Consider the following 16,082-nt stretch of genomic DNA (forward strand, 5'->3'; position numbering starts at 1 on the left):
TCGTGGCCGCCGGCCCCGCCGCGCCGGCCCTCGCCGTCCGCGGGTTCACCCCCGAACGGGGGTGGTGAGACCTGGGTCACCGATTACACGATGTCCTGGACCGGTCCCGCAACGAGGAGGACACATGACGGCAACCAGTGCGACCGAGGAGTTCCGGGCCGCCCGGGACTTCCTCCTGGAGCACCGGGAGGACTACGCGGCGGCCTACGAGGGCTTCGCGTGGCCCCGGCCCGAGCGGTTCAACTGGGCGCTCGAATGGTTCGACGTCGTCGCGGAGGGCAACGACCGCACCGCCCTGCACATCGTGGAGGAGGACGGCTCCGGGACGAAGGTGTCCTTCGCGGAGATGTCCGCCCGCTCGAACCGGGTCGCGAACCGGCTGCGGTCCCTGGGCGTCCGCGCCGGGGACCGGATCGTGGTCATGCTGGGCAACCAGGTCGAGCTGTGGGAGACCGTCCTCGCCGCGATGAAGCTGCGGGCCGTCGTCATCCCCGCCACCCCGCTCCTCGGCCCCGCCGACCTGCGCGACCGCGTCGACCGGGGCCGCGCCCGCCACGTCCTCGTGCGCGCCGAGGACACCGCCAAGTTCGACGACGTCCCCGGCGACTACACCCGGATCGCGGTCGGCGGCGACGGGACGGGGGAGTGGCGGGAGTACGAGCTCGCCGCCCGCGAGTCCGACGCCTTCGAGCCGGACGGCGACACGCGCGCCGACGACACCCTGATGCTGTACTTCACCTCGGGCACGACCGCCCGCCCCAAACTGGTCGAGCACACCCACACCTCGTACCCGGTCGGGCACCTCGCCACCATGTACTGGATCGGGCTCAAGCCCGGCGACGTGCACCTCAACATCTCCTCGCCCGGCTGGGCCAAGCACGCCTGGTCCAACCTCTTCGCCCCGTGGAACGCCGAGGCGACCGTCTTCGTCCACAACTACACGCGCTTCGACCCGGCCCGCCTCATGGACGAGATGGAGCGGAACGGGGTCACCAGCTTCTGCGCCCCGCCGACCGTCTGGCGGATGCTGATCCAGGCCGACCTGGGGCAGCTCAAGACCCCGCCGCGCGAGGTCGTCGCCGCCGGCGAACCGCTCAACCCCGAGGTCATCGAGGCCGTCCGGCGCGCCTGGGGCATCACCGTCCGCGACGGCTTCGGGCAGACCGAGACCGCCGTCCAGGTCTCCAACAGCCCCGGCCAGCGCCTCAAGGAGGGCTCCATGGGCCGCCCGAGCCCCGGCTACCGGGTGACCCTGGTCGATCCGGTGAGCGGCCGCCCGGACGTCGACGAGGGCGAGATCTGCCTCGACCTGTCCGCCCGCCCGGTGGGTCTGATGGCCGGCTACCACGGCGACCCGGAGCGCACGGCGGAGGCGATGGCCGGCGGCCACTACCGCACCGGCGACATCGGCGCGCGGGACGCGGACGGCTACATCACCTACATCGGCCGGTCCGACGACGTCTTCAAGGCCTCCGACTACAAGATCAGCCCGTTCGAGCTGGAGAGCGCGCTCCTGGAGCACGAGGCCGTCGCCGAGACCGCCGTCGTCCCCGCTCCCGACCCGCTGCGGCTCGCCGTCCCCAAGGCGTACGTGGTCCTCGCGGCGGGCTGGGAGCCGGGCCCGGAGACCGCGAAGGCCCTCTTCGCGCACTCGCGCGCGGTCCTCGCCCCGTACAAGCGGATCCGGCGCATCGAGTTCGCCGACCTGCCCAAGACCGTCTCCGGCAAGATCCGCCGGGTGGAGCTGCGCCGCCTCACCGCCGAGGGCGGCGGCACCGAGTACGCGGAAGGGGACCTCGCATGAGCACGCCGGAACTCTCGTACGCGCACGGCACCTCCACCACCCCGCTGCTCGGGGACACCATCGGAGCCAACTTGGACCGGGCCGTCGCCGCCTGGCCCGACCGCGAGGCGCTGGTCGACGTCCCCACCGGGCGCCGCTGGACGTACGCGGAGTTCGGCGCGGACGTCGACCGGCTCGCCGGGGCGCTGCTCGGCAGCGGCGTCCGCAAGGGCGACCGGGTCGGCGTCTGGGCCGTGAACTGCGCGGAATGGGTCCTCGTCCAGTACGCCACCGCCCGCGTCGGCGCCGTCATGGTCACCATCAACCCGGCCTACCGCGCCCACGAGTTGGCGTACGTGCTCAACCAGTCGGGCGTCTCCCTGCTCTTCGCCTCCCTCGCCCACAGGACGAGCGACTACCGGGCGATGGTCGAGCAAGTGCGGGGAGAGTGCCCGGGGTTGCGCGAGACGGTGTACTTCGGGGACGCGAGCTGGGACGCGTTTCTCACCCGGACGCCCGGGGAGTCGCGCCCGGAGCCGCTCTCCTGCGACGAGCCCGTCAACATCCAGTACACCTCGGGGACCACGGGCTTCCCGAAGGGGGCCACGCTCTCCCACCACAACATCCTCAACAACGGTTACTTCGTCGGGGAGATGATCGGCTACAGCGAGCAGGACAGAATCTGCATTCCCGTCCCGTTCTACCACTGTTTCGGCATGGTCATGGGCAACCTCGCGGCCACCTCGCACGGTGCCTGCATGGTGATCCCCGCCCCCTCCTTCGACCCGGCCGCCACCCTCCGGGCGGTCCAGGAGGAGCGCTGCACCTCGCTGTACGGGGTGCCGACGATGTTCATCGCGGAGCTGAACCTCCCCGACTTCGCGACGTACGACCTGTCCACCCTCCGCACCGGCATCATGGCGGGCTCGCCGTGTCCGGTGGAGGTGATGAAGCGGGTGGTCGCCGAGATGAACATGGCGGAGGTGTCGATCTGCTACGGCATGACCGAGACCTCGCCCGTCTCCACCCAGACCCGCCGCGACGACGACCTGGAGCGCCGCACCGGCACCGTCGGCCGGGTCCTGCCGCACGTCGAGGTGAAGGTCGTGGACCCGGCGAGCGGGCTGACCGTGGAGCGCGGCGCGGCGGGCGAACTGTGCACCCGGGGCTACGGCGTGATGCTCGGCTACTGGGACGAGCCGGAGAAGACCGCCGAGGCGATCGACCCCGGCCGCTGGATGCACACCGGCGACCTGGCGGTGATGCGCGAGGACGGCTACGTGCAGATCGTCGGCCGCATCAAGGACATGATCATCCGGGGCGGTGAGAACGTCTACCCGCGCGAGATCGAGGAGTTCCTGCACGGCCACCCCAAGGTCGCGGACGTCCAGGTGGTCGGGGTCCCCGACGAGCGCTACGGCGAGGAGATCCTGGCCTGCGTGATCCCCCGCGACCCGGCCGACCCGCCCACCCCGGAGGAGATCACCGCCTTCTGCCGCGACCGCCTCGCCCACTACAAGATCCCGCGCCGGGTGGAGATCCTCGCGGAGTTCCCGATGACGGTGAGCGGGAAGGTGCGGAAGGTGGAGCTGCGGGAGCGGTACGCCGGGAACTAGGGCCTGTCCGACCCTGATCCGCCGGACAGGCCCTGGCGGGTGCCGGTGAGGTCCCTGCGCATGCAGACGCGGGGCCAGGCCGCCAGGCCGTGGGCCGCCTCCGCGTGGACGATCGCGCGCAGGCCCTCCGTGAGGGCCGGGTCGGAGTCGGTGAGGGGGCGGAAGCCGAGCCGGGCGTAGTACGGGGCGTTCCAGGGCACCTCGGCGAAGGTCGTCAGGGTCAGCGCCGTCAGGCCCTCCTCCCCGGCGGTCACCGCCAGGTGCTCGATCAGGGCCCGCCCGACGCCCCGGCGGGCGGCGTCCGGGTGCACCGACACCTGCTCGATGTGGGCGGCGCCGTCGACCGGGTCGATGAGCAGGTACGCCACCGGACGGTCGGCGGCGTCCGCCGCGACCCGGGCCCGGCCCGCCCGGCGGTACGCCTCCAGGGTCTCCAGGGACGGCGGGTCGTCGTCGGCGATCGCCGCCATGCCGAGGGAGCGGAAGGGTTCGCCCGCCGCCCGCTCGATGTCCTGGAGCAGCGGGAGGTCGGCCGCGACGGCCGCTCTGATGCGCATACGGCAGTATGACGCGGGGCGGGTGCGGGACGGTCCTCAGGGGCGGGTGGTGCCGCCCGGCGGCGGCCGGTTCCGGTCCGCGTCCCCGGGCCGGTCGAGCAGCCCGCCGTCCCGCGAGAAGCGGGGCAGGAACAGGGCGAGCGCCGGATCCCCGTACAGCGCCACGTACAGCTGGACCAGGCGCCCGTCCGTCACCTCCCGCCGGTGGGCCGGCAGCGGGTACCGCTCGCGCAGCCCGGCGAGCAGCCGCCGCGCCGCACCGGTCGTGACGGGCAGCCGCAGCAGCACCGCCACCGCCCCGAGGGCCGGTGGCAGGCCGACCGCCAGCACCGCCGGCAGGTCCGCGCGGAACGCCCCCGTCGCGACCGCCCCGACGAGGACGGTCAACAGCACGCAGCCGAGCAGGGCCCGCACCACCCACAGCTGCGCGACCGGCCGCAGCAGCCCGGCCCCGCGCAGCTCGCCGCTGAGCGCGTCCACGGCCCGCCGCGCCTCGGGGCGCTGCGTGAGGTCCCCCAGGGCGAGGGCCCGGCGGAGCGCCCCGTGCACCCCGAGCTGCACGGGGTCACGGGTCCGGCCCGGCCCGCCGTTGGCCCGAATCGTATGTTTGCGGCCCGCCGCGACCGCCCCGCGCTGGTGCAGTGCCACGAGCGCCACGATGACGGCGGCCCGCCGCCCGCCGCGCAGCAGCGCGAGCGCCTGCGGCGTCGGCACGGCGTCCGCGCCCGGTGGACCGCTCTCCCGGCTGCACGTTCGCGCCAGCACGGCGGCGAGCAGCAGCTCGGCCCACGCCGCTCCGATGAACCACCACATCCCCGTCGGCATGACGCCCACCCCCCAAGGGAGTTGTGCCCGGCGGAGCGTGTTCCTCACGCGTGAATGGCCGATTTCGGATGCCGAGGTGTTGTGGGGGGAGGCCGGGGGCGCGCTCCGCGGAGCCCGGGCGCCGGGTGCGGGCGCGGAGGAGCGCGGGCGCGGGGTCAGGCGCCTCCCGCGGCCAGGTCGTCGGCGGCGTGGTTGACCGGCTGCGGGGTGCCGGTCAGGTCGAGGACGAAGAGCGGCAGGCCGACCTCGGCGGCGCGCGTACGGGCCTCCGGGGTGTAGCCGGCGAGCGAGAAGAACACGCTCGTGGCCGAGGCGCCCAGTCCGTTGAGCCAGAGGCACTCGACCGCCCGCAGTCCGGTGGGGCGGGTGCTCGGGTCCACCTGGGCGACGAGTCCCGGCGCCCGCAGGTCCACCCCGGAGGCGGGCCGCTCCTCGGGCTGGACGACGTCCCGGAAGCCGAGCCAGCGCAGGTACGAGGCCGCGGCGGCCACCGCGTCCCGCCCGGTCCGGATCGTCACGGGCCGGAAGGCGCCCCGCGCCGGGGCCGGGCGCGGAGCCGTGGGCGGCGGCGGGACGTGGGCGGGGTGGCGCTCGGCGAACGGGCGGTACGGCCTCCGGGGCGGCGGGGTGCCGGGGGTGCGCGGGGCGGCGGGACCGGGGGCGGGGACGCCGGGGCCGGTCCGGTCGGGGCTTTCGCGGCCCGCGCCGGCGTCCGTACGGCCCGGGGCGTCCGTACGCCCCGGGTCGTCCTTATGGCCGGTACGGGTGCCGGGACCGGCACCGGCCTCCGAACCGCCCGCGGTGTTCCCGCCACCGGAGCCGCCGGAGCCACCGGGGCCGCCGGAGCCACCGGGGCCACCGGGGCCGCCCAGGCCGCTCGGGTCGTCGGAAGCGCCCCCGCCGCCCCCGGAGGGCACCGCGTCCGCCGCCCGGACCGGCACCCGCAGGACCGCGCCGCACTGGCAGCCGAGCTCCGGGTGCGGCCAGTCGTCCTCGCGGCCGCAGGCGCCGCAGCGGACGGTGACCCACTCGTCCGTCCAGTTCCGGTGCGTGATCGGCTCCGCCACCGCGCCCGCCGCCACCGGCGGCGCCACGGGGCTCCCGCACGCACAGGGGAAGGCGGGCGCCGCGTACGCCTGCGTGCTCAGGCATTCCGGGCAGCGCACCGGTACCGGATCTCCCACGGTCCAACCCCCTGTCGTCCGCTCCCATCGTCCACCCATCCACCGCCCCGGGGGAGGGTGTTCGGCCACTTCGGACACCCGGAACCGCCCCCGAACCGTTCCGGCACGCGGACCTCCCTTGACGGTTCTTCGCCACCCCACCTACATTGCTTCCACATAGCAGAACAGCTTTTCCGTATTACGGAAACGGGTGGTGAACCTCCGAGACGAGAGGGAAGTCCGCCCGGTTCCGCCCGGCCGAAGCAGGAGCACTCCCATGCCTCGTATGACCGCCGCCGCAGCGGCCGTTGAGATCCTCAAGCGCGAAGGCGTCACCCAGGCGTTCGGCGTCCCCGGCGCGGCGATCAACCCCTTCTACCGCGAGCTCAAGAACGTGGGCGGCGTCGGCCACACGCTCGCCCGCCACGTCGAGGGCGCGTCCCACATGGCCGAGGGCTACACCCGCGCCAAGGCCGGCAACATCGGCGTCTGCATCGGTACGTCCGGCCCCGCCGGCACCGACATGATCACCGGCCTGTACTCGGCGATCGCCGACTCGATCCCGATCCTCTGCATCACCGGCCAGGCCCCGGTCTCGAAGCTCCACAAGGAGGACTTCCAGGCCGTCGACATCGCCAGCATCGCCAAGCCGGTCACCAAGGCCGCCACCACCGTCCTGGAGGCCGCGCAGGTCCCCGGCGTCTTCCAGCAGGCCTTCCACCTCATGCGCTCCGGCCGTCCCGGCCCGGTCCTCATCGATCTGCCGATCGACGTCCAGCTGACCGAGATCGAGTTCGACCCGGAGACGTACGAGCCGCTGCCGGTCTACAAGCCGCGCGCCACCCGCGCCCAGGCCGAGAAGGCGCTGTCCTTCCTCCTGGAGTCCGAGCGCCCGCTGATCGTCGCCGGCGGCGGCATCATCAACGCCGACGCCTCCGACCTGCTCGTCGAGTTCGCCGAGCTGACCGGCGTCCCGATCATCTCCACCCTCATGGGCTGGGGCACCATCCCGGACGACCACGAGCTGGCCGCCGGCATGGTCGGCGTCCAGACCGCGCACCGCTACGGCAACGCGACCTTCCTGGAGTCCGACTTCGTCCTCGGCATCGGCAACCGCTGGGCCAACCGCCACACGGGTTACAACCTGGACGCGTACACCAAGGGCCGGAAGTTCGTCCACGTCGACATCGAGCCCACCCAGCTCGGCAAGATCTTCGCCCCGGACTACGGCGTCGCCTCCGACGCCAAGGCCGCCCTGGAGCTCTTCCTGGAGATCGCGAAGGAGTGGAAGGCCGCCGGCCGCCTGCCCGACTTCACCGCCTGGGCCGCCTCCGCGCAGGAGCGCAAGGCCACCCTCCAGCGCCGCACGCACTTCGAGAACATCCCGATGAAGCCGCAGCGCGTCTACGAGGAGATGAACAAGGCCTTCGGCCCGGAGACCCGGTACGTCACCACCATCGGACTCTCCCAGATCGCCGCCGCGCAGTTCCTGCACGTCTACAAGCCGCGCCACTGGATCAACTGCGGCCAGGCCGGTCCGCTCGGCTGGACCATCCCGGCCGCCATCGGCGCCGCCACCGCCGACCCGGAGACCCCGGTCGTCGCGCTCTCCGGCGACTACGACTTCCAGTTCATGATCGAGGAGCTGGCGGTCGCCGCCCAGCACAAGGTCCCCTACGTCCACGTCCTCGTGAACAACGCCTACCTGGGCCTCATCCGGCAGGCGCAGGGCGGCCTCGGCATCAACTTCGAGGTCAACCTGGAGTTCGAGAACATCAACACCCCGGAGATCGGCGTCTACGGCGTCGACCACGTCAAGGTCGCCGAGGGCCTGGGCGTCAAGGCCATCCGCGTCGAGGACCCGGACAAGCTGGGCGAGGCCCTGGAGCAGGCCAAGAAGCTGGCCGTCGAGCACCGGGTGCCGGTCGTCGTCGAGGCGATCCTGGAGCGCATCACCAACATCGCGATGAGCAAGACGGTCGACATGAGCGACGTCACCGAGTTCGAGGAGCTGGCCACCGAGCCCGGCCACGCCCCGACCGCGATCAAGGCCCTCCAGGTCTGACCCCGGAGCCGTGACACGGCCCCCGTCCCGCCGAGCACCGGGACGGGGGCCGTTTCACGTCCCGGTGCCCTGCGCCCGTACGAGCACCGCGCCCGCCTCCGTCCACTCGTACAGGACCGACCGGCCGGCCCGTCCCCGCCGGACGAGGCCCGCCTCCCGCAGCACCTTCAGGTGCCGGCCCACCGAGCCGAGGCCCTGCCCGGTCAGGGCCACCAGTTGGCTGGTGGACTTCGGCGTCCCCAGGCGCACGAGCACCCCCGCCCGCCCCGGTCCGAGCAGCGCGCCCAGGGCCCGCGGCACGACCGGGCCCGAGGCGTCCGCCAGGACGCCCGCGCAGGGGTAGACCACCGCGAACCGCTCCGTGCCCTCCCAGGACACCCAGCCCGTCGCCGGGGTCACCGGCACGAAGAGCAGCCGGCCGCCGTCGACCGAACGCGGCGGGTACGGGCGGGCGTTGACCTGGAGCCGACCGTCGCCGAGCCAGCGCATCCGGCCCGGCGACAGCTCGTCCAGGGCCGCCGCCCAGCCGGCCCGGCCCAACCGCGCGGTCCGCGCCGTCACGTCGGCTTCGAGGATCCTCCGCCGCCGCGGCCACTCCGGGAGCACGGTCTCCTCCCACACCCACGTCAGGACCTCCGCCATCCGCCCGGGCAGGTCCCGCGCCGAGCGCAGCGGCTCCGGCACGGGGCCGCCGAGGGCGACGGCGAGCTGCGGCACCGCCCCGGCCGGGTCGGCGGCGCGGACGGCCTCCACCTCCTCCCCGAAGGGGCGCTCGCCCTCGCCGAGCGGTGGCGGCGTCAGGAAGTCCGCGTTCCAGGTGGGGCCGATCGCGGCCCGTACGAGCAGGGCGTCGAGCGGCTCGGCCGCCAGACGCGCCCGGTAGGCGGGCAGCGAAGAGGCCAGCCAGGCCCGTTCGCCCGGATGGGTCGCGGCGGCCGCGTGCAGGGTCTTGAGCGCGGCGATCGTCTCGGCCAGCGGCGAGACCACGAAGCGGCCGCCCGCGAGCGAGTCGGTCCCGATCCGCCACCAGCCCATCCCGCCGCCCCCCGAGCTCCTCGGTTTCGCCTCCGCGCGAAACGATAACGGTGGGCGCCAAGCGCCCCCGAGACTCCCCGCATGTCCCGTTACCACGCCCGCCACGGCACCCGTCGGGAAGCCCGTCACGACACCCGCCGGGAAGCCCGTCACGACACCTGCCGGGACGCCCGTCACCGCACCCGCCAGGGCCCCCGCTACCGCTCCCTCTTCCGTACCCCCGAATTCGCCCCGCTCTTCCTCACCGGCTCCGCCCACACCGCCGCGCAGACGGTGGCCGGGCTCGGGCTCGCCACCCTCGTCTTCCGCGCCACCGGTTCGCCGCTCCTCTCGGCCCTGGCCCTCTTCGGGCCCTCGCTCGCCCAGCTCCTCGGCGCGACCACGCTGCTCTCCGCCGCCGACCGGCTGCCGCCGCGCGCCGCGCTCTCCGGGATCGCCCTCTTCTTCGCCGTGGGCACGGCCGTCCTGGCGGTCCCCGCCCTCCCCACCTGGGCGGTCTTCGCGGTCCTCCTCGCCGAGGGGCTCGCGGCCTCGCTGGGCGGCGGGGTGCGGTACGGCCTCCTGAACGAGATCCTGCCGCGCGAGGCGTACCTCCTCGGCCGCTCGGTGACGAACATGTCCACCGGCGTCTGCCAGATCGGCGGTTTCGCGGCCGGCGGGCTCCTCGTCGCCCTGCTCTCGCCGCGCGGCGCGGTCCTCGCCGGCGCCGGGCTCTACCTCGCCGCCGCCCTCCTCGCCCGGCTCGGCCTCGCGGCGCGCCCTCCGCGGGCGGAGGGACGCCCCTCGATCGCCGCGACCCGGCGCGCCAACGCCCTGCTCCTGTCCCTGCCCGCCCGCCGCCGCTGCTACCTCGCGCTCTGGGTGCCCAACGGGCTGATCGTGGGCTGCGAGTCGCTGTTCGTGCCGTACGCCCCCGAGCGCGCCGGACTCCTCTTCGTCTGCGGCGCGTTCGGAATGCTGGTCGGGGACACCGCCGTCGGCCGCTTCCTGCCGGAGCGGCTGCGCGCCCGGCTCCGCTTCCCGCTCCAGGCGCTGCTCGCGGCCCCGTTCCTGCTCTTCGCCCTCGACCCCGGGCTTCCGCTCGCGCTCGCCGCCGTGACCGTGTCGGCAGTGGGGTACGGGGCGAGCCTGCTGCACCAGGAGCGGTTGACGGCCCTGGTGCCGGAGGAGCTGGGCGGTCACGCCCTGGGCCTGCACTCCTCGGGGATGCTGGCGTTCCAGGGGGTGAGCGCGGCCCTGGCCGGCACCCTGGCCCAGTACGCCTCGCCGCGGACCGGGATGGTGCTCCTCGCCGTCGCCTCGCTCGCCGTGACGTTCCTCCTGGCGCGGGCCGACCGGCGGGAAACGAAGAAGAGCGCGGAACCAGGGACCGTAAACCTGGTTCCGCGCTCTCCCGTCTGATGTCCGCCCGACGGTGCGAGGCTGGCGCGACAGGACGTTCGCGCCGCCGGGCGGAGTCTCGGGATTCCCCGTACGGGGGAGGCGTTGGGACCGCGGCGGTGCCGACGGGCGGAGCGGCCGTCCCCTCCTTCAGGTCAGGAAGGGGGCCGTCGCCCTTACCACCGCACTGGCTCGGCGCCGCCGCGGTCCTCACGCTGTCCGGTCCACCGGCCACCCCTCATTCGGGCCGGTGTTCCGGACCGCGTACGGCGCTGACCTCCCGTCAAGTGCCGTACGCAGTCTGGGTTCCGCCGTGGATCAGTCGCGCAGGGCGGCGACCGCCTCGGCGACGCGCCTGCCGTACTCCGGGTCGGCGGCGGCGAAGTGCGCGACGTTCTTCTCGACGACGTCCTCGCGGGACACCTGGGAGAGGCTGCCGGCGATGTTGGCGACCAGACGGCCCTTCTCGTCCTCGGACATCAGGCGGTAGAGCTCGCCGGCCTGGAAGAAGTCGTCGTCCTTGACGTGCGCGGGCGTCTCGTGGGTGCCGGTCCAGCCGTGGATCGCGAGCGGCGCGGAGAGCGCGGCGTCGGTCTGGGCCGGGCCCTGGTACGAGTTGGGCTCGTAGTTCTTGTCGTGGCGCGAGCCGTTGCGGGTGGCCATGAAGCCGTCCCGGCCGTAGTTCTGCGCCGTGGTCGCCCTGGGGGCGTTGACCGGCAGCAGGGTGTGGTTCACGCCGAGGCGGTAGCGGTGGGCGTCCGCGTAGGCGAAGAGACGGCCCTGGAGCATCTTGTCCGGCGAGGGGCCGATGCCCGGGACGAAGTTGTTCGGGGAGAACGCGGCCTGCTCGACCTCGGCGAAGACGTTGTCCGGGTTGCGGTCGAGGACCAGGCGGCCCACCCGCTGGAGCGGGTAGTCGGCGTGCGGCCACACCTTGGTGAGGTCGAACGGGTTGAAGCGGTAGTCCGCGGCCTCGGCCGCCGGCATGATCTGGACGTAGAGGGTCCAGGAGGGGTTGACGCCCCGCTCGATCGCCTGGAGCAGGTCGGTCTGGTGCGAGTTGGCGTCCTTGCCGACCAGTTCGGCGGCCTGCTCGGCGGAGAGGCTGCGGATGCCCTGGTTCGTCTTGAAGTGGTACTTGACGAAGAAGGCCTCGCCCGCCTCGTTGGTCCACTGGTAGGTGTGCGAGCCGAAGCCGTGCATGTGGCGGTACGAGGCGGGGATGCCGCGGTCGCCGAAGAGCCAGGTGATCTGGTGGGTGGACTCGGGGGAGTGCGCCCAGAAGTCCCAGACGTTGTCCGGCTCCTGCTTGCCCGTGAACGGGTCGCGCTTCTGCGAGTGGATGAAGTCGGGGAACTTGATCGGGTCCTTGATGAAGAACACCGGGGTGTTGTTGCCGACGAGGTCGTAGTTGCCCTCCTCGGTGTAGAACTTCAGCGCGAAGCCGCGGGGGTCGCGCACCGCGTCCGCGCCGCCGAGCGAGTCGGCCACGGTGGAGAAGCGGATGAAGGTCTCGGTCCGCTTGCCGACCTCGGAGAGGAAGGCGGCCTTCGTGAAGCCGGTGACGTCGTCGGTGACCTCGAAGTACCCGTACGCGCCGGAGCCGCGGGCGTGCACCACGCGCTCCGGGATCCGCTCACGGTTGAAGCGCGCGAGCTTCTCCAGCAGGTGCTGGTCCTGGAGGAGGAGGGGGCCACCGACGCCGGCGGTGGCGGAGTTCTGGTTGTCGGCGACGGGGGCGCCGGACTCGGTCGTAAGCACGCGCTGCGACATCGTGACCTTCCGTACGGGAGCTGCACTGTGTGACGGTGCCAGGAGCGTAGGTACGCCCTCCGAAAAACGTCAACAGTTTGTTGAAAATGAAGTGTGGTGTTCCGGTCGGCGGCGGCGCCTGGGCGCGACAGGACAGTTGTCAGCGCCGCCGCCGACCGGAAATCGGGGGCCCCGGGGAAGCGGGGGCGGGGTCAGACCTGCTGGCCGGAGAGGCGCTCGACGGCGCGCAGCAGGGCCGAGTGGTCCAGGCCGCCGTCGCCCTGCGCGCGCAGGGAGGCGACGAGCTGGGCGACGACCGCGCCGACCGGAAGGGCGGCACCCACGTTGCGGGCGGCGTCGGTGACGATGCCCATGTCCTTGTGGTGCAGGTCGATGCGGAAGCCCGGCTTGAAGTCCCGGTTCAGGAAGTTGTCCTTCTTGCGGGTCAGCACGGTCGAGCCGGCCAGACCGCCGTTGAGGACGTCGAGGGCCGCCTGGAGGTCCACGCCCGACTTCTCCAGGAAGACCACGGCCTCGGCGCAGGCCTGGATGTTGACCGCCACGATGAGCTGGTTGGCGGCCTTCACCGTCTGGCCGGAGCCGTGCGGGCCGCACAGCACGATCGTCTTGCCGAGGGCCTCCAGGATCGGCAGGGCCTCGTCGAAGTCGGCCTGCTCGCCGCCGACCATGATCGAGAGCACGGCCTCGATGGCGCCGGCCTCGCCGCCGGAGACCGGGGCGTCGATGACGCGGATGCCCTTCTCGGCGGCGTTCTTGGCGAGGTCGACCGAGGTCTGCGGGGTGATCGACGACATGTCGATGACCAGCGCGCCCTGCTTCGCGTTCTCCAGGATGCCCTCGGGGCCGTAGGAGATCGCCTCGACCTGCGGGGAGGCGGGCACCATCGTGATGACCACGTCGGCGTCCTTGACGGCCTCGGCGATCGAGCCCGCGGCGGTGCCGCCGGCCTTGGCGAGGCGGTCCAGCTTGTCCTGCTCCAGGGTGAAGCCGGTGACCTGGTAGCCGGCCTTGAGGAGGTTCTCGGACATGGGGGAGCCCATGATGCCGAGGCCGATCCACGCGATCTTGGGAAGGTTGCTCATGGTGAGGGTGCCTCTCGGAAAACTCTGGTGGTACGGGGGAGGGGGCGCGGGTCGGCCGGTCAGCGGGCCGCGCGGGCCTCGGCCGGGAGCCACGCGAAGGACGCGGCGGCGTCGGCGGCCTTGTACTCCAGGCCGACCCAGCCGTCGTAACCGGCCTTCTTCAGCTCGTCGAGGAGCTGCTCCAGGGGCAGGTCGCCGGTGCCCGGCGCGCCGCGGCCCGGGTTGTCCGCGATCTGCACGTGACCGGTCTTGTCCGCGTACTGCGCGATGACCGCGCTCACGTCCTCGCCGTTCATCGACAGGTGGTAGACGTCGAGCAGGAACTTGGCGTTGCCGAGTCCGGTGGCCGCGTTGACCTTGTCGACGACCTCGATCGCGGCGGGGGCGCTCACCAGCGGGTAGAGCGGCGACTCCGGCTTGTTGAGGGTCTCGACCAGGAGGATCGCGCCGACGCGGTCGGCGGCCCGGGCGGCCAGGACCAGGTTCTCCAGGGCGAGGGAGTCCTGGATCTGCGGGTCCACGCCCTCGACGCGGTTGCCGTAGAGCGCGTTGAGCGCCTTGCAGCCGACCGAGGCGGCGAAGTCGGCGGCCACGTCGATGTTGGCGCGGAAGCGGTCCGACTCCTCACCCGGTACGGAGAGGGCCCCGCGGTCCGGGCCGGGGAGCTGCCCGGCATAGAAGTTCAGTCCCACCAGCTGGGTGCCGGCGTCCTCGAGGGCCTTCTTGAGGGCGTCGAGCTCGCTCTGCTCGGGGGTGGCGGTGTCGATCCAGGGCCACCACAGCTCGACCGCGGTGAAGCCCGCCGCGGCGGCGGCCGCGGGGCGCTCCAGGAGCGGGAGTTCCGTGAAGAGGATCGACAGGTTCACATCGAAGCGCTGATCGGTGTATCCCATGAGGGGTAGGCGCTCCTTCCGTATAGCGGAAGTAAGTTTCTGTCTGTCGGAATGTTGCAAGCAGGTCGCCGGGCTTGTCAAGGGGTCCCCGCAGGTCCGGGGCTCCCGCGGGGCCCGGGAGGGGCCGTAGCGTGGGGTCATGGTGCGTTTGAGAGTGGAGTTCACGACCGAGCCGTTCGACCTCGACGAGGCGCCGGCGCACGCGGTCGTGGCCCGTGAGGTCATCCAGTCGGCCGACCTGGACGCGGTCGACGTCGGTCCCTTCGGCAACACGGCGGAGGGCGGCGCCGACGCGGTCCTCACCGCCGTCGACGCGCTGCTCCGCGAGTCGCTCGCGGCCGGCGCCACGCGCGTCTCGCTCCAGGTCAACGTGATCGGGGGGGACGGGAAGTGAACGAACACCCCCTGATCGCCGCGGTGAAGCCCCTGGTCGACGCCATGGGCGCCGAGCTGCTGGGGCCCGAGCTGGCCGAGCCCGACGACGTCGTCCTGTCCTGGGAGGGGGAGGACGTGCTCGCCGTGCGCCTCCCGCAGCTCTCGGAGTCCCTGGACCACATCCTGGCCGCGATGGAGCGGCAGCACGGGACGCCGCTCGCGGAGCTCGACCGCAAGTCCAAGCAGGAGATCGTCCGGCTCCTGGAGGCGCGCGGGGCCTTCTCCGTGCGCCACGGGGTGGAGACGGTGGCGGGCGCGCTCGGCGTCAGCCGCTTCACCGTGTACAACTACCTCAACCGCGAGACCGCCCTGAACAGGGAAAAGGCCGTCAAGGCCGACTAGTTGATCATGTGTGTCCACAAGCCGTCGTCCGCATGTCGGGACGACGGCTTTTGTGTCACCGACTTTTCAACAAAGTGTTGACGTTGTGTTGCGGAGGGCGTTAGCTATCCGCAGCCCGTCCGACGCACAGCGAAAAACAGCCACGGAGGCTTCCCGTGACTTCAGGTACGACACCGGGCCTGGCCCGGTTCAACACCTCGGCGGACAGCGAGGCCCTCGCCGCGCTCCACGAGGTGTGCTCCAGCTCGGCGTGGGGGAGCAAGATCCTCGCCCAGCGCCCGTACGCCACCGCCGAAGCCCTCTTCCTCGCCAGCGACGCCGCCATGGCCGAGCTGACCGCCGAGGACCTGGCCGAGGCGATGGCCGGGCACCCGCCGATCGGTCGTCCGAAGGCCGGGGACCCGACCTCCTCCCGCGAGCAGAGCGGGATGGCCGGCGCCTCCGAGGAGCTCAAGGCCGAGATGCTCGAACTCAACCTGGCCTACCAGGACAAGTTCGGTCATGTCTTCCTCATCTGCGCCACCGGCAGGAGCGGCGAGCAGATGCGCGACGCGGTCCGCGAGCGGATCGGCAACTCGCCCGAGACGGAGCGCGAGATCGTCCGCACCGAACTGGGCAAGATCAACCGCATCCGGCTGACCCGCCTCGCCGAAGGCGCGTAGGCCCCGCGAAGGGCCCGCGAGCCCCGCAGAGGACTCGTAGCAAAAGAGGAAGGGAGCTCCGCAATGAGCACCGACACCACGGCCTCGGTGTCCACGCACATCCTGGACACCAGCATCGGCCGCCCCGCCGAGGGCGTCGCCATCGCCCTCGCGGCCCGCGCCGGCTCCGACGCGGAGTGGACCGCGCTCGGCGGTTCCGCCACCGACGCGGACGGACGCTGCAAGGACCTGCCGGCCCTGCCGGAGGGCACCACCCACGTACGCCTCGACTTCGAGACCGAGGCGTACTTCTCGACCCAGCACAGTGCGAAGAAGCAAGCCGAGGCGCAGCAGGACGCCCCCCGCGTAAGGGACAGCGGTGCGTTCTTCCCGGAGGTGGCGATCACCTTCGCCGTCACCCCGGGCGAGCACTACCACGTACCGCTGCTGCTCAACCCGTTCGGCTACTCCGTATACCGAGGGAGCTAGCAG

At 72.6% G+C, this 16,082-nt stretch carries 15 protein-coding genes; 8 read left to right on the forward strand and 7 right to left on the reverse strand.

Annotation, left to right across the window (positions count from 1 at the left end; genetic code table 11):
• Nucleotides 1-124: 124 nt before the first annotated feature.
• Nucleotides 125-1,804, forward strand: a complete 1,680-nt coding sequence (locus tag OO47_RS24820) for an AMP-binding protein (RefSeq protein ID WP_030219650.1) — start codon at nucleotides 125-127, stop codon at nucleotides 1,802-1,804.
• Nucleotides 1,801-3,399 carry an AMP-binding protein gene (locus tag OO47_RS34115; protein ID WP_030219653.1) on the forward strand — a complete coding sequence of 533 codons (1,599 nt, stop codon included), beginning with the start codon at nucleotides 1,801-1,803 and terminating at the stop codon, nucleotides 3,397-3,399. Before OO47_RS24820 ends, OO47_RS34115 begins: the two co-directional genes overlap by 4 nt.
• Here the strand turns inward: OO47_RS34115 and OO47_RS33540 are convergent.
• From OO47_RS33540 to OO47_RS24835, 3 genes are all read right to left on the reverse strand, one after another.
• On the reverse strand, nucleotides 3,396-3,956 hold the full coding sequence (locus OO47_RS33540) for a GNAT family N-acetyltransferase (protein WP_030219655.1): 561 nt from the start codon (nucleotides 3,954-3,956) through the stop codon (nucleotides 3,396-3,398). The two genes, OO47_RS34115 and OO47_RS33540, sit on opposite strands and share 4 nt — an antisense overlap.
• Nucleotides 3,957-3,992: 36 nt before the next feature.
• Nucleotides 3,993-4,781: a TIGR04222 domain-containing membrane protein gene (locus OO47_RS33545; protein ID WP_030219657.1), complete on the reverse strand. Its 789-nt coding sequence runs from the start codon at nucleotides 4,779-4,781 to the stop codon at nucleotides 3,993-3,995.
• Between the two features lie 155 nt (nucleotides 4,782-4,936).
• Nucleotides 4,937-5,875, reverse strand: coding sequence for a hypothetical protein (locus OO47_RS24835; protein ID WP_234323292.1), 939 nt, complete (start codon nucleotides 5,873-5,875; stop codon nucleotides 4,937-4,939).
• 346 nt (nucleotides 5,876-6,221) lie between these two features.
• On the opposite strand from OO47_RS24835, the gene gcl reads away from it, so the two are divergent.
• Complete coding sequence (gcl, locus tag OO47_RS24840) at nucleotides 6,222-8,009, forward strand: glyoxylate carboligase (protein WP_078489898.1); 1,788 nt, start codon at nucleotides 6,222-6,224, stop codon at nucleotides 8,007-8,009.
• A 54-nt stretch (nucleotides 8,010-8,063) separates the two neighbouring features.
• Here the strand turns inward: gcl and OO47_RS24845 are convergent, their stop codons facing one another.
• Entirely contained in the window at nucleotides 8,064-9,044 is a 981-nt protein-coding gene (locus OO47_RS24845; protein ID WP_030219664.1) for an ArsR/SmtB family transcription factor, read from the reverse strand.
• Nucleotides 9,045-9,125: 81 nt separating this feature from the next.
• Here OO47_RS24845 and OO47_RS24850 point away from each other — a divergent pair, with 81 nt between their 5' ends.
• The gene (locus OO47_RS24850; protein WP_234323293.1) at nucleotides 9,126-10,445 is read left to right on the forward strand and encodes an MFS transporter; all 1,320 of its coding nucleotides are present in this window, start codon (nucleotides 9,126-9,128) and stop codon (nucleotides 10,443-10,445) included.
• 297 nt (nucleotides 10,446-10,742) lie between these two features.
• On the opposite strand, the gene OO47_RS24855 is transcribed toward OO47_RS24850, so the two are convergent.
• The 3 genes from OO47_RS24855 to OO47_RS24865 form a co-directional block, all read right to left on the reverse strand.
• The gene (locus tag OO47_RS24855) at nucleotides 10,743-12,197 is read right to left on the reverse strand and encodes a catalase (protein ID WP_030219670.1); all 1,455 of its coding nucleotides are present in this window, start codon (nucleotides 12,195-12,197) and stop codon (nucleotides 10,743-10,745) included.
• Nucleotides 12,198-12,388: 191 nt separating this feature from the next.
• The gene (locus OO47_RS24860) at nucleotides 12,389-13,279 is read right to left on the reverse strand and encodes a 2-hydroxy-3-oxopropionate reductase (protein ID WP_030219673.1); all 891 of its coding nucleotides are present in this window, start codon (nucleotides 13,277-13,279) and stop codon (nucleotides 12,389-12,391) included.
• Nucleotides 13,280-13,338: 59 nt separating this feature from the next.
• Nucleotides 13,339-14,172, reverse strand: a complete 834-nt coding sequence (locus OO47_RS24865) for a TIM barrel protein (protein ID WP_030219676.1) — start codon at nucleotides 14,170-14,172, stop codon at nucleotides 13,339-13,341.
• A gap of 142 nt (nucleotides 14,173-14,314) precedes the next feature.
• Between OO47_RS24865 and OO47_RS24870 the strand changes: the two genes are divergently transcribed.
• The 4 genes from OO47_RS24870 to uraH all read left to right on the forward strand — a co-directional run bounded on the left by OO47_RS24870 (nucleotide 14,315) and on the right by uraH (nucleotide 16,079).
• On the forward strand, nucleotides 14,315-14,566 hold the full coding sequence (locus OO47_RS24870) for a hypothetical protein (RefSeq protein WP_078489900.1): 252 nt from the start codon (nucleotides 14,315-14,317) through the stop codon (nucleotides 14,564-14,566).
• A 44-nt stretch (nucleotides 14,567-14,610) separates the two neighbouring features.
• On the forward strand, nucleotides 14,611-14,949 hold the full coding sequence (locus OO47_RS24875; RefSeq protein ID WP_051716253.1) for a helix-turn-helix domain-containing protein: 339 nt from the start codon (nucleotides 14,611-14,613) through the stop codon (nucleotides 14,947-14,949).
• A gap of 155 nt (nucleotides 14,950-15,104) precedes the next feature.
• Nucleotides 15,105-15,611, forward strand: coding sequence for a 2-oxo-4-hydroxy-4-carboxy-5-ureidoimidazoline decarboxylase (gene uraD / locus OO47_RS24880; RefSeq protein WP_030219685.1), 507 nt, complete (start codon nucleotides 15,105-15,107; stop codon nucleotides 15,609-15,611).
• 63 nt (nucleotides 15,612-15,674) lie between these two features.
• Nucleotides 15,675-16,079, forward strand: a complete 405-nt coding sequence (gene uraH, locus OO47_RS24885) for a hydroxyisourate hydrolase (RefSeq protein ID WP_030219689.1) — start codon at nucleotides 15,675-15,677, stop codon at nucleotides 16,077-16,079.
• Nucleotides 16,080-16,082 lie beyond the last annotated feature (3 nt).

Source organism: Streptomyces bikiniensis (assembly GCF_000716625.1).
GTDB classification, from domain to species: domain Bacteria; phylum Actinomycetota; class Actinomycetes; order Streptomycetales; family Streptomycetaceae; genus Streptomyces; species Streptomyces bikiniensis.

What these genes read in the sequence shown, in the direction of transcription:
- OO47_RS24820 (WP_030219650.1), top strand. Translation starts at nt 125, where the DNA reads ATGACGGCAACCAGTGCGACCGAGGAGTTCCGGGCCGCCCGGGACTTC.
- OO47_RS34115 (WP_030219653.1), top strand. Translation starts at nt 1,801, where the DNA reads ATGAGCACGCCGGAACTCTCGTACGCGCACGGCACCTCCACCACCCCG.
- OO47_RS33540 (WP_030219655.1), bottom strand. Translation starts at nt 3,956, where the DNA reads ATGCGCATCAGAGCGGCCGTCGCGGCCGACCTCCCGCTGCTCCAGGAC.
- OO47_RS33545 (WP_030219657.1), bottom strand. Translation starts at nt 4,781, where the DNA reads ATGCCGACGGGGATGTGGTGGTTCATCGGAGCGGCGTGGGCCGAGCTG.
- gcl (WP_078489898.1), top strand. Translation starts at nt 6,222, where the DNA reads ATGCCTCGTATGACCGCCGCCGCAGCGGCCGTTGAGATCCTCAAGCGC.
- OO47_RS24845 (WP_030219664.1), bottom strand. Translation starts at nt 9,044, where the DNA reads ATGGGCTGGTGGCGGATCGGGACCGACTCGCTCGCGGGCGGCCGCTTC.
- OO47_RS24850 (WP_234323293.1), top strand. Translation starts at nt 9,126, where the DNA reads ATGTCCCGTTACCACGCCCGCCACGGCACCCGTCGGGAAGCCCGTCAC.
- OO47_RS24855 (WP_030219670.1), bottom strand. Translation starts at nt 12,197, where the DNA reads ATGTCGCAGCGCGTGCTTACGACCGAGTCCGGCGCCCCCGTCGCCGAC.
- OO47_RS24860 (WP_030219673.1), bottom strand. Translation starts at nt 13,279, where the DNA reads ATGAGCAACCTTCCCAAGATCGCGTGGATCGGCCTCGGCATCATGGGC.
- OO47_RS24865 (WP_030219676.1), bottom strand. Translation starts at nt 14,172, where the DNA reads ATGGGATACACCGATCAGCGCTTCGATGTGAACCTGTCGATCCTCTTC.
- OO47_RS24875 (WP_051716253.1), top strand. Translation starts at nt 14,611, where the DNA reads ATGGGCGCCGAGCTGCTGGGGCCCGAGCTGGCCGAGCCCGACGACGTC.
- uraH (WP_030219689.1), top strand. Translation starts at nt 15,675, where the DNA reads ATGAGCACCGACACCACGGCCTCGGTGTCCACGCACATCCTGGACACC.